Origin of the sequence: Streptomyces sp. NPDC014864 (assembly GCF_043081525.1) — a bacterium.
Lineage (GTDB): Bacteria > Actinomycetota > Actinomycetes > Streptomycetales > Streptomycetaceae > Streptomyces.
Window position 1 is genome coordinate 296,360 of sequence record NZ_JBIBWT010000008.1, and the last position, 21,445, is coordinate 317,804.

Here is a 21,445-nt window from a genome sequence, read left to right on the forward strand (position 1 = left end):
ATGGCCGTCGACCGTGAGCGCGTGCTGCGCAGCGCAGCCGCCCTGCTCACCCGGAAATCCACCGCCACCATGGACGAGGTCGCCAGGGCGGCCGGGATCAGCCGGGCCACGCTGCACCGCCACTTCGCCGGGCGCGACGCGCTCGTCCGGGCGCTGGAGTCGCTCGGCATCGCCGAGTGCGAGGCCGCGCTCGACACGGCCCGCCTCGACGAGGGACCGGCGGGCGAGGCCGTACGGCGTCTGGTGCGCGCGATCGAGTCGGCCGCCGGACTGCTCGCCTTCCTCTACACCGAGAACCAGCTCTTCGAGGGCGAGGAGCAGAACGCGGGCTGGACCCGCATCGACGACCGCGTCACGGCCCTGTTCCGGCGCGGCCAGGCGACCGGCGAGTTCCGCATCGACCTCACCCCGGCCTGGCTGACCGAGGCGCTGTACGGACTGCTGGCCTCCGGAGCCTGGGCCGTGGCCGAGGGCCGCGTCGCCCCCAAGGACTTCACCCACATGATCGTCGAGCTGCTGCTCGGCGGAGCGACACGAAGAGAGGAACCATGACCAGCACCCTGCGGCCGGCGACGGTGACGGAGGTGGAGAGGCGTCCGGGCCGCTGGCTCGCGCTCTCCGTCCTCGTCCTGGCCGTGCTGCTGGTGGCCGTCGACGCGACCGTCCTCGGCCTCGCGACCCCCTATATCAGTGAGGACCTGAAGCCCTCCGGCACCCAGTTGCTGTGGATCGGCGACGTCTACTCGTTCGTCATCGCCGGTCTGCTCGTCTCCATGGGCAGCCTCGGCGACCGCGTCGGCCGCAAGCGCGTCCTGCTCGGCGGTGCCACGGCGTTCGGCGCGGTCTCCGTCCTCAACGCCTACGCCACGACGCCCGAACTGATGATCGCGGCGCGGGCGCTGCTCGGTGTCGCGGGCGCGACCCTGATGCCCGCCACCCTCGCGCTGATCCGCAACATCTTCCCCGACCCGCGCGAGCGCAGCCTCGCCGTCGGCGTCTGGGGCGCGACCGCCTCCGCCGGTACGGCCGTCGGCCCGGTCGCCGGCGGATTCCTGCTCGAACACTTCTGGTGGGGCTCGGTCTTCCTCATCAACCTGCCCGTGATGGCGGTCCTCGTGCTCGTCGGGGTCCGGACGCTGCCGGAGTCCCGCAACCCGCGTCCCGGCCCCTGGGACCTGCTGAGCGTGACGCTCTCGCTGGCCGGCGTGATCGGCGTCGTGTACGCGGTGAAGGACGCCGCCGCCCACGGGCCCACCCCGGTGGCCCTCGCCACCGGACTGCTCGGCGCGGCCGCGCTCCACGGGTTCGTGCGCCGCCAGCTCACACTGCCGGTGCCGCTGCTGGACATGCGGCTGTTCCGCGACCGCGGCTTCAGCGGCGCCGTCCTCGCCGACCTCCTGACCGTTCTCGGCATGTCCGGGCTGGTCTTCTTCCTCTCCCAGTACCTGCAACTGGTGCAGGGCAGGGCGCCGTTCGAGGCGGGGCTGGCCGAAGTGCCCGCCGCCGTCGGCGCGGTCGCCGCGGGTCTGGTCGCCGGCCGCGCGGCCCGCCGTTTTTCGGTGCGGGCCGTGGTCTCCGGCGGACTCGCCGCGGTGGGCCTGGCACTGGCCGGGCTGACGACGCTGAGCGCCTCGACGGGCTACCCGCTCCTGGGCGCGGCCCTGCTGGTGGTCGGCGTAGGCGCCGGTTTCTCCTTCACGGTGACCGCCGACGTCGTCCTGGCCGGAGTCCCCAAGGAGCAGGCGGGCGCGGCCTCCGCGGTCTCCGAGACGGCGTACGAACTCGGCGCCGCCCTCGGGATCGCCCTGCTCGGCTCGATCGTGACCGGCGCCTACCGCGGCTTCACCGGCCCGCCCGGCACCCCGGCCCAGGCCCGCGAGTCACTGGGCGGCGCCGTGGAGGCGGCGTCGGCCCTGCCCCGGCCCACCGCGGAAGCACTGCTGACGGCGGCCCGCGACTCCTTCGTCCACGGCCTCCACCTGGCCTCGGGCGCCGGCGCGGCGGTCCTCCTGGCGACGGCGGCGGCAGCGTGGTTCCTGCTGAGGGGCCGGCACCTCGAAGAAGCGCCCTGAGGCAGGCGTGCCCCAAAGGGGCGCGGGGAACTGCGCGCTCAGCCGCAGATCACCCGCACCCGGAAAACGTCGGTCCCCCAGCGGCGCGACCCCGGCCGACCGCCGGAGGCCTACGCCGCCTTCGCCTTCGTGGCGTACATGTCCACGTACTCCTGCCCGGACAACCGCATGACCTCGGTCATCACCGAGTCGGTCACCGCCCGCAGCACATACCGGTCCCGGTCCATCCCCTCGTAGCGGGAGAACTCCATCGGCTCGCCGAACCGGACGGTGACCCGGCTCGGCCGCGGCATCCCCGACCCGCCGGGCTGGATCTTGTCCGTGCCGATCATGGCGAACGGGACGACGGGAGCCCCGGTCATCAGCGTCAGCCGCGCGATGCCGGTGCGCCCCCGGTAGAGCCGGCCGTCGGGGGACCGGGTGCCCTCGGGGTAGATGCCGAAGACCCGGCCCTCCTCCAGGATCCGCCGGCCGGTCATCAGCGCCGCGACGCCGCCCTTGCCGCCGTCGCGGTCGACCGGGATCATGCCGACGCCGGTGAAGAACCAGGCCATCAGCCGGCCCTTGAGGCCCTTGCCGGTGACGTACTCGTCCTTGCCGATGAAGAAGACCTGACGGTCGCAGACCAGCGGCAGGATCATCGAGTCGATGAACGTCAGATGGTTGCCGGCCAGGATCACCGGACCGTCGCCCGGGATGCGCTCCGCGCCCTCCACCCGTGGGCGGAACATCAGGCGCATGATCGGACCGAGCACTGCCTTGATGAGCGCGAAGCGGGACAACGGGCCCTCCGGTGTCAAGGGATTCGGTATGAGTCTGTGCAGGTGAGGACGATACTCGCGGCCCCGGGCGGATTGCACATCGGGCTCACCACGTCTTACGCACTATTGACGCATGTTTACCTGCGACGGCACTCCGTAGCGCCCCGGAAACCGGGACGGAACGATGTGACGGAGGTCGCGCGCGCCGCGCCGGCCGCGTCCCCCTGCGGGTTCCCCGCCGGGCCCGGGTCATGCCCGACGGTGCGTCACCCGCCGTGCCCGTTACGACATCCGGCGTCACCCCTGTGTTCGGCACGAGGTCTCCCTCATGTCATGCGCACCCCCCTACCACCGGCCCGCACCACCCACGACACGACGGGCAGGAGACGGTCATGGCGACGCAGGGGTCGGACGGACAGGAACACGCGACCGGACGGCGGGCGCTGCTCGGCGCGGCGGTGCTCGGCGCGGGCGGCGCGGTCCTCGGGCTGCCGGGCGCCGCGCGGGCGGCGGGCGGCACCACGACCGGGCCGGCGGGCGGCGGACTGAAGAGCCTGCCGGTGCCCACGATCATCGGCCACCGGGGCGCCAGCGGCTACCGGCCGGAGCACACCTTCGGCTCGTACAACCTCGCCCTGGACCTGGGCGCGCACATCGTCGAGGCCGGTGACCTGGTGCCCACCAAGGACGGTCACCTGGTCTGCCGGCACGAGCCGGAGATCGGCGGCACCACGGACGTCGCCGACCACCCCGAGTTCGCCGACCGCAAGACCACCAAGACCCTCGACGGGGTCCCCACCACCGGCTGGTTCACCGAGGACTTCACGCTGGCGGAGCTGAAGACGCTGCGCGCCATCGAGCGCATCCCGGCGAACCGCCCGCACAACACCCTCTACAACGGGCGCTGGGAGGTCCCCACCTTCGAAGAGGTCCTGAAGTGGCAGGACGAGCAGACCCGCAGGCGCGGCCGGCAGGTGTGGATCTACCCCGAGACCAAGCACCCCACCTACTTCCGCAAGCTCGGCCTCGGCCTGGAGGAGCGGGTCGCCCGGCTGCTGCGCAAGCACGGCAAGGACGGGAAGGACGCACCGGTCATCGTCCAGTCCTTCGAACCGAGCAGCATCCAGCGCCTGAACCGGCTCGTCGGCAACCCGCTCGCCGTGCTGCTGTCCGGCGCCGACAGCCGTCCCTACGACTTCGTCGAGGCGGGCGACCCGCGCACCGTGGCCGACCTCATCACCCCCAAGGGCCTGAAGGAGATCGCCTCCTACGCCCAGGGCATCGGCCCGACCTTCGACCTGGTCATCCCCAAGGACAAGGACGGCAACCTCACCACGCCCAGCTCGCTCGTCCGCGACGCGCACGCGGCGGGCCTGGTCGTGCACCCGTGGACCGTCCGCAACGAGAACCCCTTCCTGCCGCCGAAGTTCCGCAGGGGCACGGACCCGGACGCCTACGGTGACGTCTTCGGCGTCTTCCGGGCGTACTTCGCGACCGGCATCGACGGCGTCTTCACCGACAACGCGGACACCGGTCTGCTGGCCCGCGAGGACTTCGTCAACGGCTGAGAGACGCGGCCCCGGTTGGGGTGAAACGACGGCCGCTCCGGCAACCCGCGCCGGGGCGGCCGCGTCGTGCCGCATATGACGCACGACCTGCTCACCGCCCTGGGCCCGTTGCTCGCCGCCGAGGCGTCGGCCGAGGCGTACGCGTCCGGATCCGAACCGGGCGACCTGGAACAGGCGGTCTGGGTCCGGCTGCTGGAGCGCATGGAGGCGGGCGGCCCACCGCCCGATCCGCAGGGCTGGCTGCGCCGGGCCGTGCGCCTCGAGGCGCGCCGCACCCGCCGCACGGTCCGGCGGGAACTGCCGTACGGCATCGAACCCGCCGACGACCACGAGCGCACCCCCGAACACCTCGCCCTGGCCGCCTCCCGGCGGCGGGCGCTGCGCGACGCGGTGCGCCGGCTGCCGGGCCGCTGCCCGCGGCTGCTGGAGGCGCTGCTGTCGCCGCGGGACCTCACCTACCGGGAGATCGCGGGGGAGTTGGCTATCTCACAGGGCAGCCTCGGCCCGGAACGTTCCCGATGCCTGGGATGTCTGCGGCGATTGCTCACCTCGGAGGTTGCGGCCCGCGAAGCGCGGGGATAGAAGTCGGGAACGACAGCGGATCAGGTGAGCGGGAGGCGTGCGCACATGGGCATGAGCGTGACCATCTCTGCGGCGACCGAGCAGGACGCGGAGCAGATCTTCAGGTTGCAGTACCTGTGCTTCCAGAGCGAGGCGGCGCTCTACGGCAACTACCGCATCGACCCGCTCGTCCAGAGCCTGGACTCGGTGCGCGGGGAGGTCACCCAGGACTGCGTGTTCGTCGCGCGGCTCGGCGAGGAGGTGGTGGGCTCGGTGCGGGGCAGCGTGACCGGCGACGGCGCCGCCTCCATCGGCAAGCTCTGCGTCCACCCGCGCCTCCAGGGCCACGGCATCGGCGCGCGACTGCTGCGCGCGGCGGAGGCCGCACTGGCCGGGGAGCGCGGGGCCACCAGGTTCCGGCTGCACACCGGTCACCGCAGCGAGAGCAGCCTGCGCCTGTACCGGCGCGTGGGCTACCAGGCGGTGGGCACCTCCCAGGGCGAGGACGGCGTACCGATGATCGTCCTGGAGAAGCCGGCCGGCACCTACGTGGCCACGGCGTAGCGGATCAGACGGCGTCCGGCTGCCGCTTCTCGGCCCTGCGCAGCCAGTACAGCGCCGAGACCGGCAGCAGCACCGGAATGAAGAGGTAGCCCATTCCGTAGTCCGACCACACGGTCGCATCGGGGAAGGCGGACGGCTCGACGAGCGTCCAGGTCCCGACGACCAGCACACCCGCGAGTTCGGCGGCGCAGCACACCAGCGCCGCCCTGCGCGCCCGTTCGCCACCGCGGACCAGCGAGTACGTGATGAAGCCGTACACCAGGCCCGCCAGCGCGGAGAGGGTGTAGGCGAGCGGTGCCCGGTCGAACTCGGTGGCGATCTGGAAGACGGAGCGCGACACCGCGCCGACGACCATCACCCCGTACAGCCAGACGAGCAGCATCCCAGGACCGCTGATCAGCCGTGTCCGCGGCGGCTTCTGCTGCGTGGTCGCCATCTCAGCCTCCCCAGATGTCGTGGAGCCGCACTTCGAGGACGGCGAGGACGACACCGCCGGCCGCGGCCGTCACCGAGCCCCAGCGCGTCCGCTCGGCCAGCGACATGAAGCCGGCCGCCGGGACGCACGCGAAGGCGCCCAGCAGATAGGCCACGAAGATCGCCGTCCCCTGCTCCGGCTTCCCGCCCCGCGCCAGCGCCACGATCCCGATCACCAACTGCACCGTGGCCAGCAGCGTGACCACGGCCATCCCGATGAAGTGCCAGTCCTTCGTCGGCTGGTCGCGGTAGGCCGCGAAGCCGCACCAGGCGGCGAGCAGCAGCGCGGCGACGCCGGTCACCAGCGTCAGGGCATCAAGCATGGTGCGACCTTATTACGGCCCAAATACCCCGGTGTCCCCGGCCCCGGCGCGTGCCCCCAGGGGGTACGGCCGGTGCTCCCCGGCCGGGCACCGCGGTCGTGGTGTCGGCCACAGCCCCGGCCCCCCAGGCGGGCGGGGACAGCGGCGCAAGTCCCGGTGCCGGCCCCGTCCTTGCTGGTCACGGGCGGGCGGAGGCGGCGGCCAGGTCCGGACCACGGGGTGTCCACGGGCGTCCACCATGCGGACAGCGATGCCGGGTCGGCGCCGCCGGTCTGCTTTACTGCTCGCATGACCACGACGAGCGACCGCACCCCTGCGACCGAGGCGACGATGACGCCCGGTGCTCGTTGTCTGTGTCCTGTGCGTCGAATGTGCGCCTGCTAGAGGGCCCCCGCACCACCTGAGCCTCGCGCCCCGAAGCGAGAGCCCGCTCGTGTCCACCGCAGCGTCCGGCCCGTCCGGCGCGGACGACCGAGCTCCCTCCCTCACCGCCGGAACGGCGTGAGGGGACCCCATCGCGCGCACGTTTCCCGCCGTCTTCCGCGTCCTGCCGGGAACCGTGCCGCGTTCTGGCTGCCCACGACCATGAACGCCGTGCGCCGGTGCCCACGACGCGCCGCGCACTCGACAGTGACGGAAACCCCACGTGATCACGACAACGGGCCTGACCAAGGTCTACCGCTCACGCGGCCGCGAGGTCACCGCCCTCGACGGCGTCGACCTGCATGTCCGCGAAGGCGAGGTGTTCGGCGTCATCGGCCAGTCCGGCGCCGGCAAGTCCTCGCTCATCCGCTGCGTCAACCTGCTGGAACGCCCCACCTCCGGCACGGTCACCGTCGCCGGGCAGGACCTCACCGCCCTCGCCGGGCGCGGCCCCCGCGCCGGCCGGGAACTCCGCCGGGCGCGCAGCCGTATCGGCATGGTCTTCCAGCACTTCAACCTGCTGGCCTCGCGGACGGTCCAGGACAACGTCGAACTGCCGCTGGAGATCCTCGGCACCTCGCGGCGGGAACGTTCCCGCAGGGCGCTCGAACTGCTCGACCTGGTCGGCCTCGCCGACAAGGCCCGTGCCTACCCCGCCCAGCTCTCCGGCGGGCAGAAGCAGCGCGTCGGCATCGCCCGCGCCCTCGCCGGCGACCCCGAGGTGCTGCTGTCCGACGAGGCCACCAGCGCGCTGGACCCGGAGACCACCCGCTCGATCCTCCAGCTGCTGCGCGACCTGAACCGGCAGCTCGGCCTGACCGTCCTGCTCATCACGCACGAGATGGACGTCGTGAAGTCGGTCTGCGACTCGGCCGCGCTCATGGAGAAGGGCCGCATCGTCGAGTCCGGCACCGTCGGCGAACTGCTCGCCACCCCGGGCTCGGAACTGGCCGCCGCGCTGTTCCCGGTGGGCGGCGAGGCCTCCGGCGCCGACCGGACCGTCGTCGACGTCACCTTCCACGGTGAGGCCGCCACCCAGCCGGTCTTCTCGCAGCTCGCGCGCACCTACAACATCGACGTCTCCATCCTCGGCGCCGCCCTCGACACCGTGGGCGGTCTCCAGGTCGGCCGGATGCGCGTCGAACTGCCCGGCCGCTACGAGGACAACGTGGTGCCGATCGGCTTCCTGCGCGAACAGGGACTGCAGATCGACGTCGTGAACACCCCGGCCTTCGAGGCCCCGCTGGTGAAGGAGGGGGCCAAGTGACCTGGTCCGAGATGCAGCCGCTGCTGTCCCAGGCGTCCGCGGACACCCTCTACATGGTCGGCTGGTCCACGCTCGTCGCCGTCCTCGGCGGACTCCCGCTCGGCATCCTGCTGGTCCTCACCGACCGGGGCGGGCTGCTGCAGAACCTGCCCGCCGCCAAACTCATCGGGCAGGTCGTGAACGTCGCCCGCTCGATGCCGTTCATCATCCTGATGGTCGCGCTGATGGGCTTCACCCGCTCGATCACCGGCACCACCATCGGCCGCGAGGCCGCGATCGTGCCGCTGGCCATCGGCGCCATCCCCTTCTTCGCGCGCCTGGTCGAGACGGCCGTGCGCGAGGTGGACGGCGGGCTCGTCGAGGCCGTGCAGGCGATGGGCGGCAACACCTGGACCGTCGTCCGCAAGGTGCTGGTGCCCGAGTCCCTGCCCTCGCTGATCTCCAGCGCCACCACCACGGTCGTCGCCCTCATCGGCTACTCCGCGATGGCCGGCACGGTCGGTGCCGGCGGCCTCGGGGACATCGCCATCCGCTACGGCTACCAGCGCTTCGAGACCCAGCTGATGTGGATCACCGTGGCGATCCTCGCCGTCGTCATCTCGCTCATCCAGTTCGCCGGCGACTTCGCGGCCCGCTCCCTGTACCACCGCGGCGGCCGCTCCGGCCCGGCGCCGAAGCTGCGGCTGCTGAAGGCGAAGGAGCCCGCGGCCGCCGACGTCGGCAAGGTCGCCTGACCCCCGGAACTCCCCGTCCCACCCACGACGGGGTCGCACCACCCTGAAGGAAAGGCACTTTTCGTGCGTAACACCGCCAAGATCACCGCAGCCGTTCTCGCCGCCTCGGCCCTCACCCTCGGGCTCACCGCCTGCGGCGCGGACAGCGAGAACTCCGCCTCCGACACCAGCGGCCCGCTGGTCGTCGCCGCGAGCCCGACCCCGCACGCCGAGATCCTCGACTTCGTCAAGAAGAACCTGGCGAAGAAGGCGGGCCTCGACCTGGAGGTCAAGGAGTTCACCGACTACGTCACGCCGAACACGGCGACCGAGGACGGCTCCGTCGGCGCCAACTACTTCCAGAACCAGCCCTACCTCGACGACTTCAACAAGAAGAACGGCACCCACATCGTGCCCGTCGTCACGGTGCACCTGGAGCCGCTCGGCCTGTACTCCCACAAGGTCAAGAAGGCCGACGCCCTGAAGAGCGGTGCGACCGTCGCCGTCCCCAACGACACGGTCAACGAGGCGCGGGCCCTGAAGCTCCTCGCCGCGAACGGGCTCATCACCCTCAAGAGCGGCGTGGGCACCGAGGCGACCCCGCGGGACATCACCAAGAACCCCAAGAACCTCAAGTTCAAGGAGCTGGAGGCGGCCCAGACCCCGCGCTCCCTGGACGACGTGGACGCCGCGGTCGTCAACGGCAACTACGCCATCTCCTCGGGCCTGAAGCCCGCCCAGGACGCCCTCGTCCTGGAGTCCGCCAAGAACAACCCCTACGGCAACTTCCTCGCCGTCAAGAAGGGCAGCGAGAAGGACCCGCGCGTGGTGAAGCTCGCCAAGCTCCTCACCTCGCCCGAGGTCAAGAAGTTCATCCAGGACAAGTACGCCGGCTCCGTCATCCCCTCCTTCTGAGCACGGCCGGTACCGCCGGCTCGCGCCTGACGGCTCGTCACGGCGTGTCGCCACGCACGGGTTCCGCACCCTCACCGGGTGTGGACCCCGTGGTGCGGTGCGATGCTTGCATGCTGCATGCTGGGCAGTTCAGCCTGGCCCTGAAGGTTCACCGAAGGTTACGGAGCGGCGCATGACTAGCACCTTCCCCAACATCTCCATCAGCACGGAGCGGTTGGTGCTGCGTCCCCTCGACGAGGACGACGTCCCCGCCCTGGCCGCGATGATGAACGACGAACAGGTCGCCGCCTGGACCGACGTCCCCCAGCCCTTCACCGAGGACGGCGCCCGCACCTGGATCACCGAGTACGCGCCCACCGAGCGCGCCGAGGGCCGCGGCCTGGACCTGGCCGTCACCGAGTTCCTCACCCAGCGCCTGGTCGGCGTCGTGCAGCTGACCAGGGCCAACTGGCACGTCCGCTCCGCCGAGCTGTCGTACATCGTCGCCCCCTGGGCCCGCGGCGAGGGCTACGCCTCCGAGGCGGCGCTCGCCACCGCCCGCTGGCTGTTCCAGGACCAGAAGTTCGAGCGCGTCGAACTGCGCACCGCCGCCGACAACACCGCCTCCCAGCAGGTCGCGCAGAAGATCGGCTGCATCAGCGAGGGCGTGCTGCGCAACGCCTGCATAGCCCACGTGCGGACCGAGGACGGCGGCTGGGCCGACGTCCGCACCGACTTCATCGTCTGGAGCCTGCTCCCGGAGGACCTGGAGGGCGCGGGGGACGGCCTCGCCGGCTCGGACGGTTTCACGTCGTTCCCGGAATGGAGCTGACCGGACGGGAAGCGCGGCGACGCGGCACGGCCGGGGGCCACGCCGTACGACGTGACGGGGTACGCTCACGGGGCCCGTACGGGCGGCCCCTGACGACCTGCGCGAACCCCCTGGAGACTGACGACGATGGCCGACCGGGTCACGGTGATCGGCTGGGACGGCTCGCCGCTGACCGAAGCGGCACGCGGCGCGCTCGGCGCCGCCACCCTCGTGGCCGGCGCCGCCCACCACCTGGCACTGCCCGAGGTGCCCGGCACCGCCGAGCGCATCCGCCTCGGCAGCCTCGACCTCGCCGCCCGCCGCATCGCCGCCCACCGCGGCACCGCCGTGGTGCTCGCGGACGGCGACCCCGGCTTCTTCGGTGTCGTACGGACCCTGCGCGCCCCGGAGTTCGGCCTCGAGGTCGAGGTCGTCCCCGCCGTTTCCTCGGTGGCCGCCGCCTTCGCCCGCGCCGGGATGCCCTGGGACGACGCCCAGGTGGTCGTCGCACACAAGCGCACCCTGCGACGCGCGGTGAACGTGTGCCGCGCCCACAGCAAGGTCGCCGTCCTGACCGCCCCCGGCGCCGGGCCCGCCGAACTGGGCCTGCTCCTCGACGGAGTCCACCGCACCTTCGTCATCTGCGAGGAACTGGGCACCGAACGGGAACGCGTCACCGTCGTCACCTCCGACAAGGCCGCCGACCACGTCTGGCGGGACCCGAACGTCGTCATCGTCATCGGCGGCCCGGCCGCCGGCGGCGACGGCGTCGGCTGGATCGCCGGGCGCGACCCCGCCGCCGGACCGCGCGGCTGGACCCAGCCCGCCGAGGTCTACGGCGGCGTGTTCGGCGAGGGAGAAACGGATCTGCTCCGGGCCGCCCAACTCGCCCGCCTCGGACCGCGCGTCGGCGACCTGGTCTGGGACATCGGCTGCGGCAGCGGCGCGTTCGCCACCGAGGCCGCGCGCGGCGGCGCCGCCGTCATCGCCGTCGACCGCGACCCGGAGTCCTGCGGCCGCACCGAGTCGGCCGCCCGCCGCTTCGGCGTCCACCTCCAAGTGGTGCACGGGACCGCCCCGCACATTCTGGAGATCCTGCCCGAACCGGACGTCGTCCGGATCGGCGGCGGCGGCGCGGCCGTCGTCTCCGCGGTCGCCGACCGGCGCCCGCAGCGCATCGTCACGCACGCCGCGACCCGGGACGAGGCCGAACTCGTCGGCCGCGACCTCACGGAGCACGGGTACGAAGTCGAGTGCGCCCTCCTGCAGTCCGTCGAACTCGACACGCGGGCCTGGACGGAGAAGGAACGGAGCGTTGCGTTCCTGCTCAGCGGGGTACTTCCCGACCGCGCCCCGTGATCGGGTTGTCGTACCGCGCGGGGTAGGCTGGCCGATCGTTGTACCGCACGGGGTGGTCCGGAACTTCGTTCGCCAATGTCCGGAAACCCCGCCCGTTTTGAGGTGAGTGTGGTACGGCAGAACCGGAGGACGCGCAACGTGGCGCAGTCCACAGCGGACCGACACGGATCAAGCTGTCGTGGCGGCGGCACGCCCGCGACAATGCCACTCAATGGCTTTGTCGTCTTTTACGGGCGGGTCGTTCGTGCCGCTGGGCACGCACGCTCGTTCTTCACTGCGGGGCGGTCGGTGCGCCGTTCCCGGTGAGCTGGTCGCAGAAGCACTTAACCGATGGGCGAGGGGTACGCATGACCGACACCGGCCAGGTCCCGGCCGAGGGACTGCCGGAGAGCGCAGGCATGGTGGAGCAGCCGGGCGTCCCCACGCACGGTGCGTCGTACGCCTACCTCTCCGAGACCCCGGCCGAGGACGAAGACCTGCTGCTGCCCGGCTCGCACGGCGCGTGGGGCAACGAGGTGCCGCCGCCCGCCCCGGAACCGGTGTTCGAGGCCGTCCACGAGCCGGGTCCGCACGAGCTGTCCGGCCGTGACAGCGGCTCCGTCGACCTCGGCGGCGTCCTGCACCCGAACCCGGCGTACGCGTCGCCCGCCGCGCCGGCGGCTCCGCGCCGTCCGCTGCACCTCGGCCCGCCGATCCCGGACACCTCCGCCAGCCCGGTCCGCTCCCTGGCCGACCGTGGCCCGGCGGGCGCTCCGGTCCGGCCCGGCCCGGCGACGATCGGCCCGGAGCACCTCGACGCCCAGCAGCCGCGCGAGAGCACCCCGCAGGGTGCCGCGCCCCGGGGCGCCCACGTTCCCACCCGGGGGGCGGCCCCGGCGCCGGCCGGCGCGCAGGTCCCGGCTGCGGAAACGGTTATTCCGGAGGGGGGCGCGGAACCGGGCGGGCCGGCCGAGGCCACCCTGGCCCGTCTCGCGACCCAGACGTCCGCCACCGGTCCCGCCCCGGTGGACACGGCCGCCACGGCCTACGACCCGGAGACCGGCGCGCCGGTGACACCGGGGGCGGACGGTGGCGCGCAGGTGGTGCAGGGCGGCGATGGTGCGCACCCGGTCTCCGGCGCGGACGGCGTGCAGGCGGTGCCCGGAACCGACGGTGCCGCGTCCGCGGTGCCCGGTGTGGACGGTGCGTTCACGGTGCCCGGTGTGGACGGGGGCGCGGCAGTTCCCGGAGCGGTCGGCGATGCGCGGACGGAGCCCGGGGTGGGCGACGGTGCGCACGGCGTGCCGGTGGCGGACGGCGGTGCTCAGGTGCTTCCGGGTGCCGACGGAGCCGAGCCGGTGGCGCCCGGTGCGGATGCGGCTGCGACGGTGTCCGGTGCGGACGGTGCCGCGACGTTGGCGCCCGGTGCGGACGGTGCTCAGCTCGCCGGTCCCGGTCGGGGTCCCGAGGTGGGTCTCGCTCCGGCGGACGCGCACGCCTCCCCGTCGGGCCAGGAGCCGGAAGGCGGCGACGCCGTGCCCGGCGGGCAGGAGCCCGCGGCCGGACCCGCGCCCGAGAGCGTGGACGCGGCGACGGCCGGGGGCGCGCCCGCCGCAGACGCCGATGTGACCTCGGACGGCACGCAGGCCGTGCACGCCGGACCGGTCCCGGACACGCTCGCGCCGGGCACGGAGACCGGGCAGGTCCCCGCCGCGGCCCCCACTCCGGACGGGGCCGTGCCCGACGGAACGTCGGAGACCGGCGCGGCACCGGCTGCCGCGAACGCCGAGTCCGCCGGTGCGGATCCGGCCGAGATCCCGGCCGCCGCCGAGGCGGGCCCGTCCCCGGACGCGGTCCCGGCCGACTCCGGCCAGGCGCCGGACGCGGCCACGGCCGCGCCCGACGCCGAGCAGGGACAGGTGCCGGACCAAGCCGCCGCCGGACCGGAGCAGCCCCTGGACCCGGCCGCCGCCGAGAGCGGCCAGGCACCGGAGGCCGTCCACGCCGCGCAGATCCCGCGGGACCACGAGGCCGCGTCCGCCGCCGAGGGCGCTCAGGACACCCAGGGGGCCCAGGGCCCGCAGGCGACGACCGGGGCCGCAGACTCCGGCACCGCGCAGGCCCCCGCCCCAGTCGCGGACGCGCCCGCTGACACGCCCGTGCCGGCAGCCGCGGACGCCGACCCGGCGCGGACGCCCGCCGAGGGCACCGCGATTCCCGCCGCGGGCGTCCCCGGGCCTCTCGACGCGCAGGGCCCCCAGCAGTCGGCCGACGCGGGACCCGGCACCCACGAGCCGCAGCCCGCGCAGGCCCTCCCGGCGGAGCAACCGCAGGGCGCGGACGCGGCCGTGCCCGCGGCCCACCTCGCGGACGCCGCCGTACCGGGGGAGGACCCGGCCGCGCTGCCGGAGCCGGGCCCGCACCTCCCGCACTTCTCCCAGCAGTCCGCCCTGGAGGCCGCGATCGCCCGTGACGCCGCGAAGGCGGCGGACCACACCTCGTCCCCCGGGCGCGCGCAGGCAGCCGGGCAGCCGCAGTCGGCACCGCCCGCCGAGGCGGGCGAGGCCGTCGCCACCCACTCCGCCGTTCCCGGCGGGCAGGACCAGGACGCCCTCACCGACGCCCAGCAGGCCGTGGCCGCGGCCCCCGGGGATCCGGCCGGCCTCCAGGCGGCGCCACCGGCCCGGCTGACCGAGCCGGGCACAGCCGAGCCCGGAATCGCCGAGCCCGGCACCGTCGATCCGGCCGGCCCCACGGTCGCGGCCGACGGCGTCCCCGCGTCCGCGCCCGCCGCCCAGGGGCCGGAAGAGCCGTCCCACGCCGAGGACCCCGGCCAGAGCGCGCCCCTCCCGTCCGGCGTGCCGCTCCAGGCGCAGCCGGGCCGGCCGATGGGCCGGTTCGTGCCGGTGGAGGGCTCGGTGCCCACCACCCCGCACCTGGCCCCCGCTCCGCCGCACCCGCTCGTCGTCCCGGCCGAGCAGCTCGCCGGGCAGGCGGCCCAGAGCCCCGAGGGCCCCGCGGAACCCGTCGTCCCCCTCCCCGCTCCCCGCGGGGCGGACACCGCCCCCGCCGCGCCCGGCGGGGAACCCCCGATCGAGGTCGTGCAGCACGCGGACGACCTGGACACACAGGTCGCCGACCAGGAAGAGAGCATGGCCGCAGTGGCAGAGGAACGACAGTCCACCGGTCCCGCCGCACCCGGCTACGACGACGCCGAGCGCGAGGCCGTGCTCAAGGTGATGCGCGAGCGGCGCGACATCCGCAACGGCTTCCGCAGCGACCCCATCCCGCACGAGGTGCTGCTCCGTGTCCTGGAGGCGGCCCACACGGCGCCCTCCGTGGGCCACTCGCAGCCCTGGGACTTCGTCGTCATCCGCTCCGCCGACACCCGCCGCGCCATGCACGAACTGGCCATGCGCCAGCGCGAGGCGTACGCGAAGTCGCTGCCCAAGGGCCGCGCGAAGCAGTTCAAGGAACTGAAGATCGAGGCCATCCTCGACACCCCGGTGAACATCGTCGTCACCGCCGACCCGACCCGCGGCGGCCGGCACACCCTCGGCCGCCACACCCAGCCGCAGATGGCGCCGTACTCCGCCGCCCTCGCGGTCGAGAACCTCTGGCTCGCCGCGCGCGCCGAGGGTCTCGGCGTCGGCTGGGTCAGCTTCTTCGACGAGCGCGAGATGGTCCGCGACCTCGGCCTGCCCGAGCACCTGGAGGTCATCGCCTACCTGTGCGTGGGATACGTCGACGAGTTCCCGGACGAGCCCGAGCTGATGCAGGCCGGCTGGTCCAGGCGTCGGCCGCTGTCGTGGGTCGTGCACGAGGAGACGTACGGCCGTCGCGCGCTGCCCGGCGAGGACCCGCACGACCTGCTGGCCGAGACCGTCTCCCAGATCCGCCCGCTGGACGCCAAGGCGCTCGGCGAGGCCTGGGAGCGGCAGAAGCGGATGACCAAGCCCGCGGGCGCGCTCGGCATGCTGGAGATCATCTCCGCGCAGCTGTCCGGCCTGTCCCGCCAGTGCCCGCCGCCGATCCCGGAGCCCGCGGCCGTCGCGATCTTCGCCGGCGACCACGGCGTGCACGCCCAGGGCGTCACCCCCTGGCCCCAGGAGGTCACCGCGCAGATGGTGGCCAACTTCCTCGGCGGGGGAGCGGTCTGCAACGCGTTCGCCGGCCAGGTGGGCGCCGAGGTCTGCGTCGTCGACGTGGGCGTCGCCGCCGACCTCCCGGCCACCCCGGGCCTGCTGCCCCGCAAGGTCCGCGCGGGCACCTCCGACATGACCGCCGGCCCCGCGATGACCCGCGAGGAGGCCAAGAAGGCCATCGAGGTCGGCATCGAGACCGCCCGCGACCTGGTCGCGGCGGGCAACAAGGCGCTGCTCACCGGCGAGATGGGCATCGCGAACACCACGGCGTCCGCGGCCCTGATCTCGGTCTTCACCGGCGCGGACCCCGCCGAGGTCACGGGCCGGGGCACCGGCATCAACGACGAGACGCTGGCCCGCAAGACCGAGGTCGTCCGCCGGGCGCTCGAACTGCACCAGCCGGACGCGTCCGACCCCATCGGTGTCCTCGCCGCGCTCGGCGGCTTCGAGCACGCGGCCATGGTGGGTCTGCTGCTCGGCGGTGCCTCCCTGCGCACCCCGGTGATCCTGGACGGTGTCAGCGCCGGCGCCGCCGCGCTGGTCGCCCGCGCCATCGCGCCCGAGGTCCTGGCCGCCTGCATCGCGGGCCACCGCAGCGCCGAGCCGGGCCATGTCGCCGCCCTCAACAAGCTGGGCCTGCGCCCGCTGGTCGACCTCGACCTGCGCCTGGGCGAGGGCACCGGCGCGTTGCTGGCACTGCCGCTGGTGCAGAGCACCGCGCGGGCCATGCACGAGGTCGCGACGTTCGACTCGGCCGGCGTCACCGAGAAGTGAGCCGGCGGCCGCGCCCGGCGGGTACGCGCTCCCGCGTGCCCCCGGCGCGGCCGTACGCTGAAACCGCCTCTAAAATCCGCATGTCAGGGCTGCTCCAGCGCCGTAGCGCCCATGCGTACCGCCCGGACGAGGAGCCGCACCGCACATGGCCGAACACCCCGCCTACCCCGTAGGTCTCCGTCTGACCGGCCGCCGCGTGGTCGTCGTCGGCGGCGGCCAGGTCGCCCAGCGCCGCCTCCCCGCACTCGTCGCCGCGGGCGCGGACGTCGTGCTCGTCTCCCCGGAGGCGACCCCCTCCGTCGAGGCGATGGCGGACGCGGGCGAGATCACCTGGACACGGCGCCGCTACGAGGACGGCGACCTCGCGGACGCCTGGTACGCCCTGGTCGCCAGCGACGACAGCGAGGCCAACGCCCGTGCCTCCGCCGAGGCGGAGCGCCGGCGGGTCTGGTGCGTCCGCTCCGACGACGCCGACGCGGCGACCGCCTGGACCCCGGCCACCGGGCACAGCGAGGGCGTCACGGTGGCCGTGCTCACCAGCGAGGCCAAGGGGCGCGACCCCCGCCACACCGCGGCCGTCCGCGACGCGGTCGTCGAGGGCCTGCGCGACGGCACCCTGGTCGCCCCGCACTTCCGCACCCGCACCCCGGGCGTCGCCCTGGTCGGCGGCGGACCCGGCGATCCGGACCTGATCACCGTGCGCGGCCGCCGCCTGCTCGCCGAGGCCGACGTCGTCATCGCCGACCGCCTCGGTCCGCGCGACCTGCTCGCCGAACTCCCGCCGCACGTCGAGGTGATCGACGCGGCGAAGATCCCCTACGGCCGCTACATGGCCCAGGAGGCCATCAACGCCGCCCTGATCGAGCACGCCCGGCAGGGCAAGTCGGTGGTACGCCTCAAGGGCGGCGACCCCTACGTCTTCGGGCGGGGCATGGAGGAGCTGCAGGCGCTGGCCGAGGCCGGCATCCCGTGCACGGTGGTCCCCGGCATCTCCAGCTCCATCTCGGTCCCCGGGGCGGCGGGCATCCCCGTCACCCACCGCGGGGTCGCCCACGAGTTCACGGTGGTCAGCGGCCATGTCGCCCCGGACGACGACCGTTCCCTGGTCGACTGGCCGAGCCTGGCGAAGCTCACCGGCACGCTGGTGATCCTCATGGGAGTGGACAAGATAGGCAGGATCGCCGAGACGCTCGTGGCGCACGGCAGGTCCCCGGACACCCCGGTCGCCCTGGTCCAGGAGGGTACGACGGCCGCCCAGCGCCGGGTCGACGCCACCCTCGCCACGGTCGCCGAGACCGTGCGCGCCGAGGACGTGAGGCCGCCGGCCGTCATCGTCGTCGGAGAGGTCGTCGCCGTCGGCCCCCGGACAACCGGGTAACCCCGGGGTGAGCAACCCGCACCGAGCCGCCGAGCCGTCGGCACACCGCACCGCATCCAGGACAAGGCAGTATCACTCGTGGCCGATCTCATCACCATTGAGGACCCCGACGACCCCCGCCTGCGCGACTACACGGGCCTGACCGACGTCGAGCTGCGCCGCAGGCGCGAACCGGCCGAGGGCCTGTTCATCGCCGAGGGCGAGAAGGTCATCCGCCGGGCCAAGGACGCCGGGTACGAGATGCGCTCGATGCTGCTGTCGGCCAAGTGGGTCGACGTCATGCGGGACGTCATCGGCGAGCTCCAGGCCCCGGTGTACGCGGTCAGCCCGGAGCTCGCCGAGCGGGTCACCGGTTACCACGTGCACCGCGGCGCGCTCGCCTCCATGGGGCGCAAGCCGCTGCCCACGGCGGGCGAACTGCTGCGGACCGCGCACCGGGTCGTGGTGATGGAGGCGGTCAACGACCACACCAACATCGGCGCCATCTTCCGCTCGGCCGCCGCCCTCGGCATGGACGCGGTGCTGCTCTCCCCGGACTGCGCCGACCCGCTGTACCGGCGCAGCGTGAAGGTGTCGATGGGCGCGGTCTTCTCCGTGCCGTACGCCCGTCTGGAGTCCTGGCCCAAGGGCCTGGAGTCGGTCCGCGAGGCCGGGTTCACTCTCCTCGCCCTCACCCCCGACGAGAGGGCCAGGACCCTCGACGAGACCGCCCCGCACCGGATGGACCGCGTGGCGCTGATGCTCGGCGCCGAGGGCGACGGCCTCTCCACCCAGGCCCTGGTGGCCGCCGACGAATGGGTGCGCATCCCGATGTCCCACGACGTCGACTCGCTCAACGTGGGCGCCGCGGCCGCCGTCGCCTTCTACGCGGTGGCGACCGGCCGCCCCCGCACCTGAGACCGGCGCGCCGGACCGGCGGCCGCGGCGGGGGCCCGAACGCGCCGGAGCGGCGCGGGCCCGAACCGCCGAACTCCTCGAACCCCTCGTGGTCGAGGGGACGGACAGCCGCTCCGGGTCACTCGCCGGTGGCGGCCGTCGGCCGCGCGTCCGGAACGGGCCGGCCCGGCCGGGCATCCCACGCTCCCCGCCGCTCCGGCTCCTGCCGTACCTTCTCCAGCCGTACCCGGTCCCCGCCGCCGTCGCCGAGGCCGCGCGCCGGTCCCTGGCAGCCCTGCGCCACCGCGATGCCGAGCGCGACCAGCAGCGTCACCACCACGAACACGAACAGCCGCTGGCGCAGCAGCCGCGGGTTGGCGGGCCGCCGCCCCGTCGACGTGCTCCGCGGTCCCGGCCGACCGGTGCCGCCGCGCACGGGACGGTTGCCCGAGCGGGAGCCGCCCCGGGGTGCCGGCGTCGACCGCGTTCCGCCCGTACGGGATGCCGTGGAGCTCCCGCGTGCGGCGCTCCCGCCCCGGGACGCGCCGCCCGCGCGCGCCGGGGTGCCGGCCCGGGAGGGCGGGACGGAGCCGCGCGGAGCGGGAGTGCCGGGGGAGCCCTGGGGGCGCCGCTGCCCCCGCTGCTGCTCCGGGTGACCGGCCCGCTGCCGGGCGGAAAGGCTGCCGCGCCGGTTGTCCGGATAGGTGTCGACGAGCCACCCCGTCGGGCGGTCCGCCTCGGCGGAGCGGGGCGCGGGCGGGCGCAGGTCGTTCAGGTCCTGCGCCTCGCGGGCGGCGATCTCCTTCAGCCGCAGCGACAGTTGCAGCGTGCTCGGCCGTTCCTCGGGGTCCTTCGCCAGACAGGCCCGGACGAGCGGGGCCAGCGCGTCCGGCACGCCGTGCAGGTGCGGCTCCTCGTGCACCACGCGGTAGAGCATGACCTCGGAGCTGCCGTGCCCGAAGGGGGAGTCGCCCGTCGACGCGTAGGCCAGGGTCGCCCCCAGGGAGAACACGTCGGTGGCCGGGGTGACGGCGGCGCCGCGCACCTGCTCCGGGGCGAGGAAGCCGGGGGAGCCGACCGCGGTGCCGACGTGGGTGAGCGTCGAGGCGCCGGTGGCCCAGGCGATGCCGAAGTCGATGATCCGGGGGCCCTTGGGGGACAGCAGGATGTTGGACGGCTTCAGGTCCCGGTGCACGACCCCGGCCTCGTGCACGGCCACCAGGCCCTCGGACAGGGCGGCCCCGATGCCGGCCACCACCGCCGCGCCGAGCGCGCCCTCGTCGGCGACCTTGTCGTGCAGTGAGGGGCCGGGCACGTACTGGGTGGCGAACCACGGCCGGTCCGCGTCCAGATCCGCCGCGACGAGCCGCGCCGTGCACCCGCCCCGGATCCGCCGGGCCGCGGAGACCTCGCGGGCGAACCGCGACCGGAACTCCTGGTCCTCGGCCAGATCCGGCCGGATGACCTTGAGGGCGACGCGCTGGCCCTTGCGGTCGGAGCCCAGGTAGACCACGCCCATCCCGCCCGCGCCCAGCCGCCGGTGAAGCCTGAACGAGCCGACGACACGCGGGTCCTCGCGCCTCAGGCGCATCATCGCCATGTTCATCCCCGCTGCCCGGTCCCTGTGACGAGCCACAGCTTACGTTTCCGGGGCCGTCCGCGCGCAGAGGCCGCGCCCTCTCGACCCGAACGATTGTGACTGCCGCACGGTGCGGCTGAAGTGCGGTCAGGAAGGCGGCCGGTGACCGGTATTGAGGAAGTGTCGGAACTCAACCGCCGCCCGCGCACGGGTGGTTGATCACCGCGCCGCCCACGGCATGGCGCCGGGCGGGGGCGCCGCCGACCCGGTGCGCGGGTGCGCGGCCGCGGCGGGCGGAAGGCGCCGCCGCGGGGAGTCCGAGGTGCGCCGGAATGCCGGGGAAGTGAGCGAAGTCACGCACACCCCGGCCGGACGGACCGGAAGAGCCGGGGCGCATCGGGCACCCCTTCGGGGAAGACCCGGAGATCCGGAGGCGCGTCTCCACCCAGGGGAGTAGTCCCGGCGTCACGGCTCATCCTCCGGGAGGCCCGGCAATCGATACGAAGGCATGACGCCCGGTGCCCGCCGCGCGCCTAGATTTGAGGTCAAGCGGCGGGTGCAGCACTCGTCCCCCGAGGTCAGCACCCGCCGCTGCCGAAGGACAACCGAGCACGGTCGGGAGAGGGACCATGGCCCATACGGCACCGCGGGCACTGCTCCGCACGGAGGGACGCCGCGTGTACACCGCGCTCCGCCCGCGCCGTCAGGGCCCTCGCCACCCTCTGGTGGCGACGCTGATGGCCCTTCCCCTGGCGGTCCTGCTCCTGCTCGTCTTCGACGGGTGGGAGACGGTGACCACACAGGCGTCGTCCGTGGGCGTGATGCTGGGGCGCTGAACGGCGACCCCAGGCCCGGAAGAGCGGTCCGGGCGGGGACATCCACCCATGAAACCCCGTGGGGACGGGGGTGCGGCGGACGGCACAA

General features: G+C 74.0%; 18 protein-coding genes. 14 read left to right on the forward strand and 4 right to left on the reverse strand.

Annotation, left to right across the window (positions count from 1 at the left end; translation table 11 throughout):
- Both ACF1A5_RS17550 and ACF1A5_RS17555 read left to right on the forward strand, forming a co-directional pair.
- Entirely contained in the window at positions 1 to 552 is a 552-nt protein-coding gene (locus ACF1A5_RS17550; RefSeq protein WP_392193735.1) for a TetR/AcrR family transcriptional regulator, read from the forward strand.
- Positions 549 to 2,072, forward strand: a complete 1,524-nt coding sequence (locus tag ACF1A5_RS17555) for an MFS transporter (RefSeq protein WP_392193736.1) — start codon at positions 549 to 551, stop codon at positions 2,070 to 2,072. The genes ACF1A5_RS17550 and ACF1A5_RS17555 overlap by 4 nt, the downstream gene beginning before the upstream one ends.
- A gap of 110 nt (positions 2,073 to 2,182) precedes the next feature.
- Here the strand turns inward: ACF1A5_RS17555 and ACF1A5_RS17560 are convergent, their stop codons facing one another.
- Positions 2,183 to 2,854 (reverse strand): lysophospholipid acyltransferase family protein, encoded by a 672-nt coding sequence (locus tag ACF1A5_RS17560; RefSeq protein ID WP_392193822.1) that lies wholly within the window; start codon positions 2,852 to 2,854, stop codon positions 2,183 to 2,185.
- 371 nt (positions 2,855 to 3,225) lie between these two features.
- On the opposite strand from ACF1A5_RS17560, the gene ACF1A5_RS17565 reads away from it, so the two are divergent.
- The 3 genes from ACF1A5_RS17565 to ACF1A5_RS17575 all read left to right on the forward strand — a co-directional run bounded on the left by ACF1A5_RS17565 (position 3,226) and on the right by ACF1A5_RS17575 (position 5,526).
- A complete protein-coding gene (locus ACF1A5_RS17565) occupies positions 3,226 to 4,401 on the forward strand; it encodes a glycerophosphodiester phosphodiesterase (RefSeq protein ID WP_392193737.1) in 1,176 nt (391 codons plus the stop codon).
- A gap of 75 nt (positions 4,402 to 4,476) precedes the next feature.
- Positions 4,477 to 4,983, forward strand: coding sequence for an RNA polymerase sigma factor (locus ACF1A5_RS17570; protein ID WP_392193738.1), 507 nt, complete (start codon positions 4,477 to 4,479; stop codon positions 4,981 to 4,983).
- Positions 4,984 to 5,028: 45 nt separating this feature from the next.
- On the forward strand, positions 5,029 to 5,526 hold the full coding sequence (locus tag ACF1A5_RS17575; RefSeq protein ID WP_392193739.1) for a GNAT family N-acetyltransferase: 498 nt from the start codon (positions 5,029 to 5,031) through the stop codon (positions 5,524 to 5,526).
- A gap of 4 nt (positions 5,527 to 5,530) precedes the next feature.
- Here ACF1A5_RS17575 and ACF1A5_RS17580 read toward each other — a convergent pair whose 3' ends face one another.
- Both ACF1A5_RS17580 and ACF1A5_RS17585 read right to left on the reverse strand, forming a co-directional pair.
- On the reverse strand, positions 5,531 to 5,962 hold the full coding sequence (locus ACF1A5_RS17580; RefSeq protein WP_392193740.1) for a hypothetical protein: 432 nt from the start codon (positions 5,960 to 5,962) through the stop codon (positions 5,531 to 5,533).
- A gap of 1 nt (position 5,963) precedes the next feature.
- The gene (locus ACF1A5_RS17585; RefSeq protein WP_392193741.1) at positions 5,964 to 6,323 is read right to left on the reverse strand and encodes a hypothetical protein; all 360 of its coding nucleotides are present in this window, start codon (positions 6,321 to 6,323) and stop codon (positions 5,964 to 5,966) included.
- A 646-nt stretch (positions 6,324 to 6,969) separates the two neighbouring features.
- Between ACF1A5_RS17585 and ACF1A5_RS17590 the strand changes: the two genes are divergently transcribed.
- From ACF1A5_RS17590 to ACF1A5_RS17625, 8 genes are all read left to right on the forward strand, one after another.
- Positions 6,970 to 8,013, forward strand: coding sequence for a methionine ABC transporter ATP-binding protein (locus ACF1A5_RS17590; protein WP_392193742.1), 1,044 nt, complete (start codon positions 6,970 to 6,972; stop codon positions 8,011 to 8,013).
- Positions 8,010 to 8,747 (forward strand): methionine ABC transporter permease, encoded by a 738-nt coding sequence (locus ACF1A5_RS17595; RefSeq protein WP_392193743.1) that lies wholly within the window; start codon positions 8,010 to 8,012, stop codon positions 8,745 to 8,747. Before ACF1A5_RS17590 ends, ACF1A5_RS17595 begins: the two co-directional genes overlap by 4 nt.
- 63 nt (positions 8,748 to 8,810) lie before the next feature.
- Complete coding sequence (locus tag ACF1A5_RS17600; RefSeq protein ID WP_392193744.1) at positions 8,811 to 9,641, forward strand: MetQ/NlpA family ABC transporter substrate-binding protein; 831 nt, start codon at positions 8,811 to 8,813, stop codon at positions 9,639 to 9,641.
- 172 nt (positions 9,642 to 9,813) lie between these two features.
- On the forward strand, positions 9,814 to 10,452 hold the full coding sequence (locus tag ACF1A5_RS17605; RefSeq protein ID WP_392193745.1) for a GNAT family N-acetyltransferase: 639 nt from the start codon (positions 9,814 to 9,816) through the stop codon (positions 10,450 to 10,452).
- Between the two features lie 126 nt (positions 10,453 to 10,578).
- On the forward strand, positions 10,579 to 11,790 hold the full coding sequence (gene cbiE, locus ACF1A5_RS17610) for a precorrin-6y C5,15-methyltransferase (decarboxylating) subunit CbiE (protein WP_392193746.1): 1,212 nt from the start codon (positions 10,579 to 10,581) through the stop codon (positions 11,788 to 11,790).
- Positions 11,791 to 12,137: 347 nt separating this feature from the next.
- The gene (cobT, locus tag ACF1A5_RS17615; RefSeq protein WP_392193747.1) at positions 12,138 to 16,688 is read left to right on the forward strand and encodes a nicotinate-nucleotide--dimethylbenzimidazole phosphoribosyltransferase; all 4,551 of its coding nucleotides are present in this window, start codon (positions 12,138 to 12,140) and stop codon (positions 16,686 to 16,688) included.
- A 145-nt stretch (positions 16,689 to 16,833) separates the two neighbouring features.
- Complete coding sequence (cobA, locus tag ACF1A5_RS17620) at positions 16,834 to 18,066, forward strand: uroporphyrinogen-III C-methyltransferase (RefSeq protein ID WP_392193748.1); 1,233 nt, start codon at positions 16,834 to 16,836, stop codon at positions 18,064 to 18,066.
- A gap of 78 nt (positions 18,067 to 18,144) precedes the next feature.
- Positions 18,145 to 18,963, forward strand: coding sequence for a TrmH family RNA methyltransferase (locus tag ACF1A5_RS17625; RefSeq protein WP_392193749.1), 819 nt, complete (start codon positions 18,145 to 18,147; stop codon positions 18,961 to 18,963).
- 118 nt (positions 18,964 to 19,081) lie between these two features.
- Here ACF1A5_RS17625 and ACF1A5_RS17630 read toward each other — a convergent pair whose 3' ends face one another.
- The gene (locus ACF1A5_RS17630; RefSeq protein WP_392193750.1) at positions 19,082 to 20,548 is read right to left on the reverse strand and encodes a protein kinase; all 1,467 of its coding nucleotides are present in this window, start codon (positions 20,546 to 20,548) and stop codon (positions 19,082 to 19,084) included.
- A gap of 602 nt (positions 20,549 to 21,150) precedes the next feature.
- Between ACF1A5_RS17630 and ACF1A5_RS17635 the strand changes: the two genes are divergently transcribed.
- A complete protein-coding gene (locus ACF1A5_RS17635) occupies positions 21,151 to 21,357 on the forward strand; it encodes a hypothetical protein (RefSeq protein ID WP_392193751.1) in 207 nt (68 codons plus the stop codon).
- Positions 21,358 to 21,445 lie beyond the last annotated feature (88 nt).

Bases quoted from the DNA above. Each gene is read 5' to 3' on its own strand.
- ACF1A5_RS17585 (WP_392193741.1), bottom strand. From the start codon at position 6,323: ATGCTTGATGCCCTGACGCTGGTGACCGGCGTCGCCGCGCTGCTGCTC.
- ACF1A5_RS17575 (WP_392193739.1), top strand. From the start codon at position 5,029: ATGGGCATGAGCGTGACCATCTCTGCGGCGACCGAGCAGGACGCGGAG.
- ACF1A5_RS17605 (WP_392193745.1), top strand. From the start codon at position 9,814: ATGACTAGCACCTTCCCCAACATCTCCATCAGCACGGAGCGGTTGGTG.
- cobT (WP_392193747.1), top strand. From the start codon at position 12,138: ATGACCGACACCGGCCAGGTCCCGGCCGAGGGACTGCCGGAGAGCGCA.
- ACF1A5_RS17570 (WP_392193738.1), top strand. From the start codon at position 4,477: ATGACGCACGACCTGCTCACCGCCCTGGGCCCGTTGCTCGCCGCCGAG.
- cobA (WP_392193748.1), top strand. From the start codon at position 16,834: ATGGCCGAACACCCCGCCTACCCCGTAGGTCTCCGTCTGACCGGCCGC.
- ACF1A5_RS17630 (WP_392193750.1), bottom strand. From the start codon at position 20,548: ATGAACATGGCGATGATGCGCCTGAGGCGCGAGGACCCGCGTGTCGTC.
- ACF1A5_RS17580 (WP_392193740.1), bottom strand. From the start codon at position 5,962: ATGGCGACCACGCAGCAGAAGCCGCCGCGGACACGGCTGATCAGCGGT.
- ACF1A5_RS17550 (WP_392193735.1), top strand. From the start codon at position 1: ATGGCCGTCGACCGTGAGCGCGTGCTGCGCAGCGCAGCCGCCCTGCTC.
- ACF1A5_RS17555 (WP_392193736.1), top strand. From the start codon at position 549: ATGACCAGCACCCTGCGGCCGGCGACGGTGACGGAGGTGGAGAGGCGT.
- ACF1A5_RS17635 (WP_392193751.1), top strand. From the start codon at position 21,151: ATGGCCCATACGGCACCGCGGGCACTGCTCCGCACGGAGGGACGCCGC.
- cbiE (WP_392193746.1), top strand. From the start codon at position 10,579: ATGGCCGACCGGGTCACGGTGATCGGCTGGGACGGCTCGCCGCTGACC.
- ACF1A5_RS17565 (WP_392193737.1), top strand. From the start codon at position 3,226: ATGGCGACGCAGGGGTCGGACGGACAGGAACACGCGACCGGACGGCGG.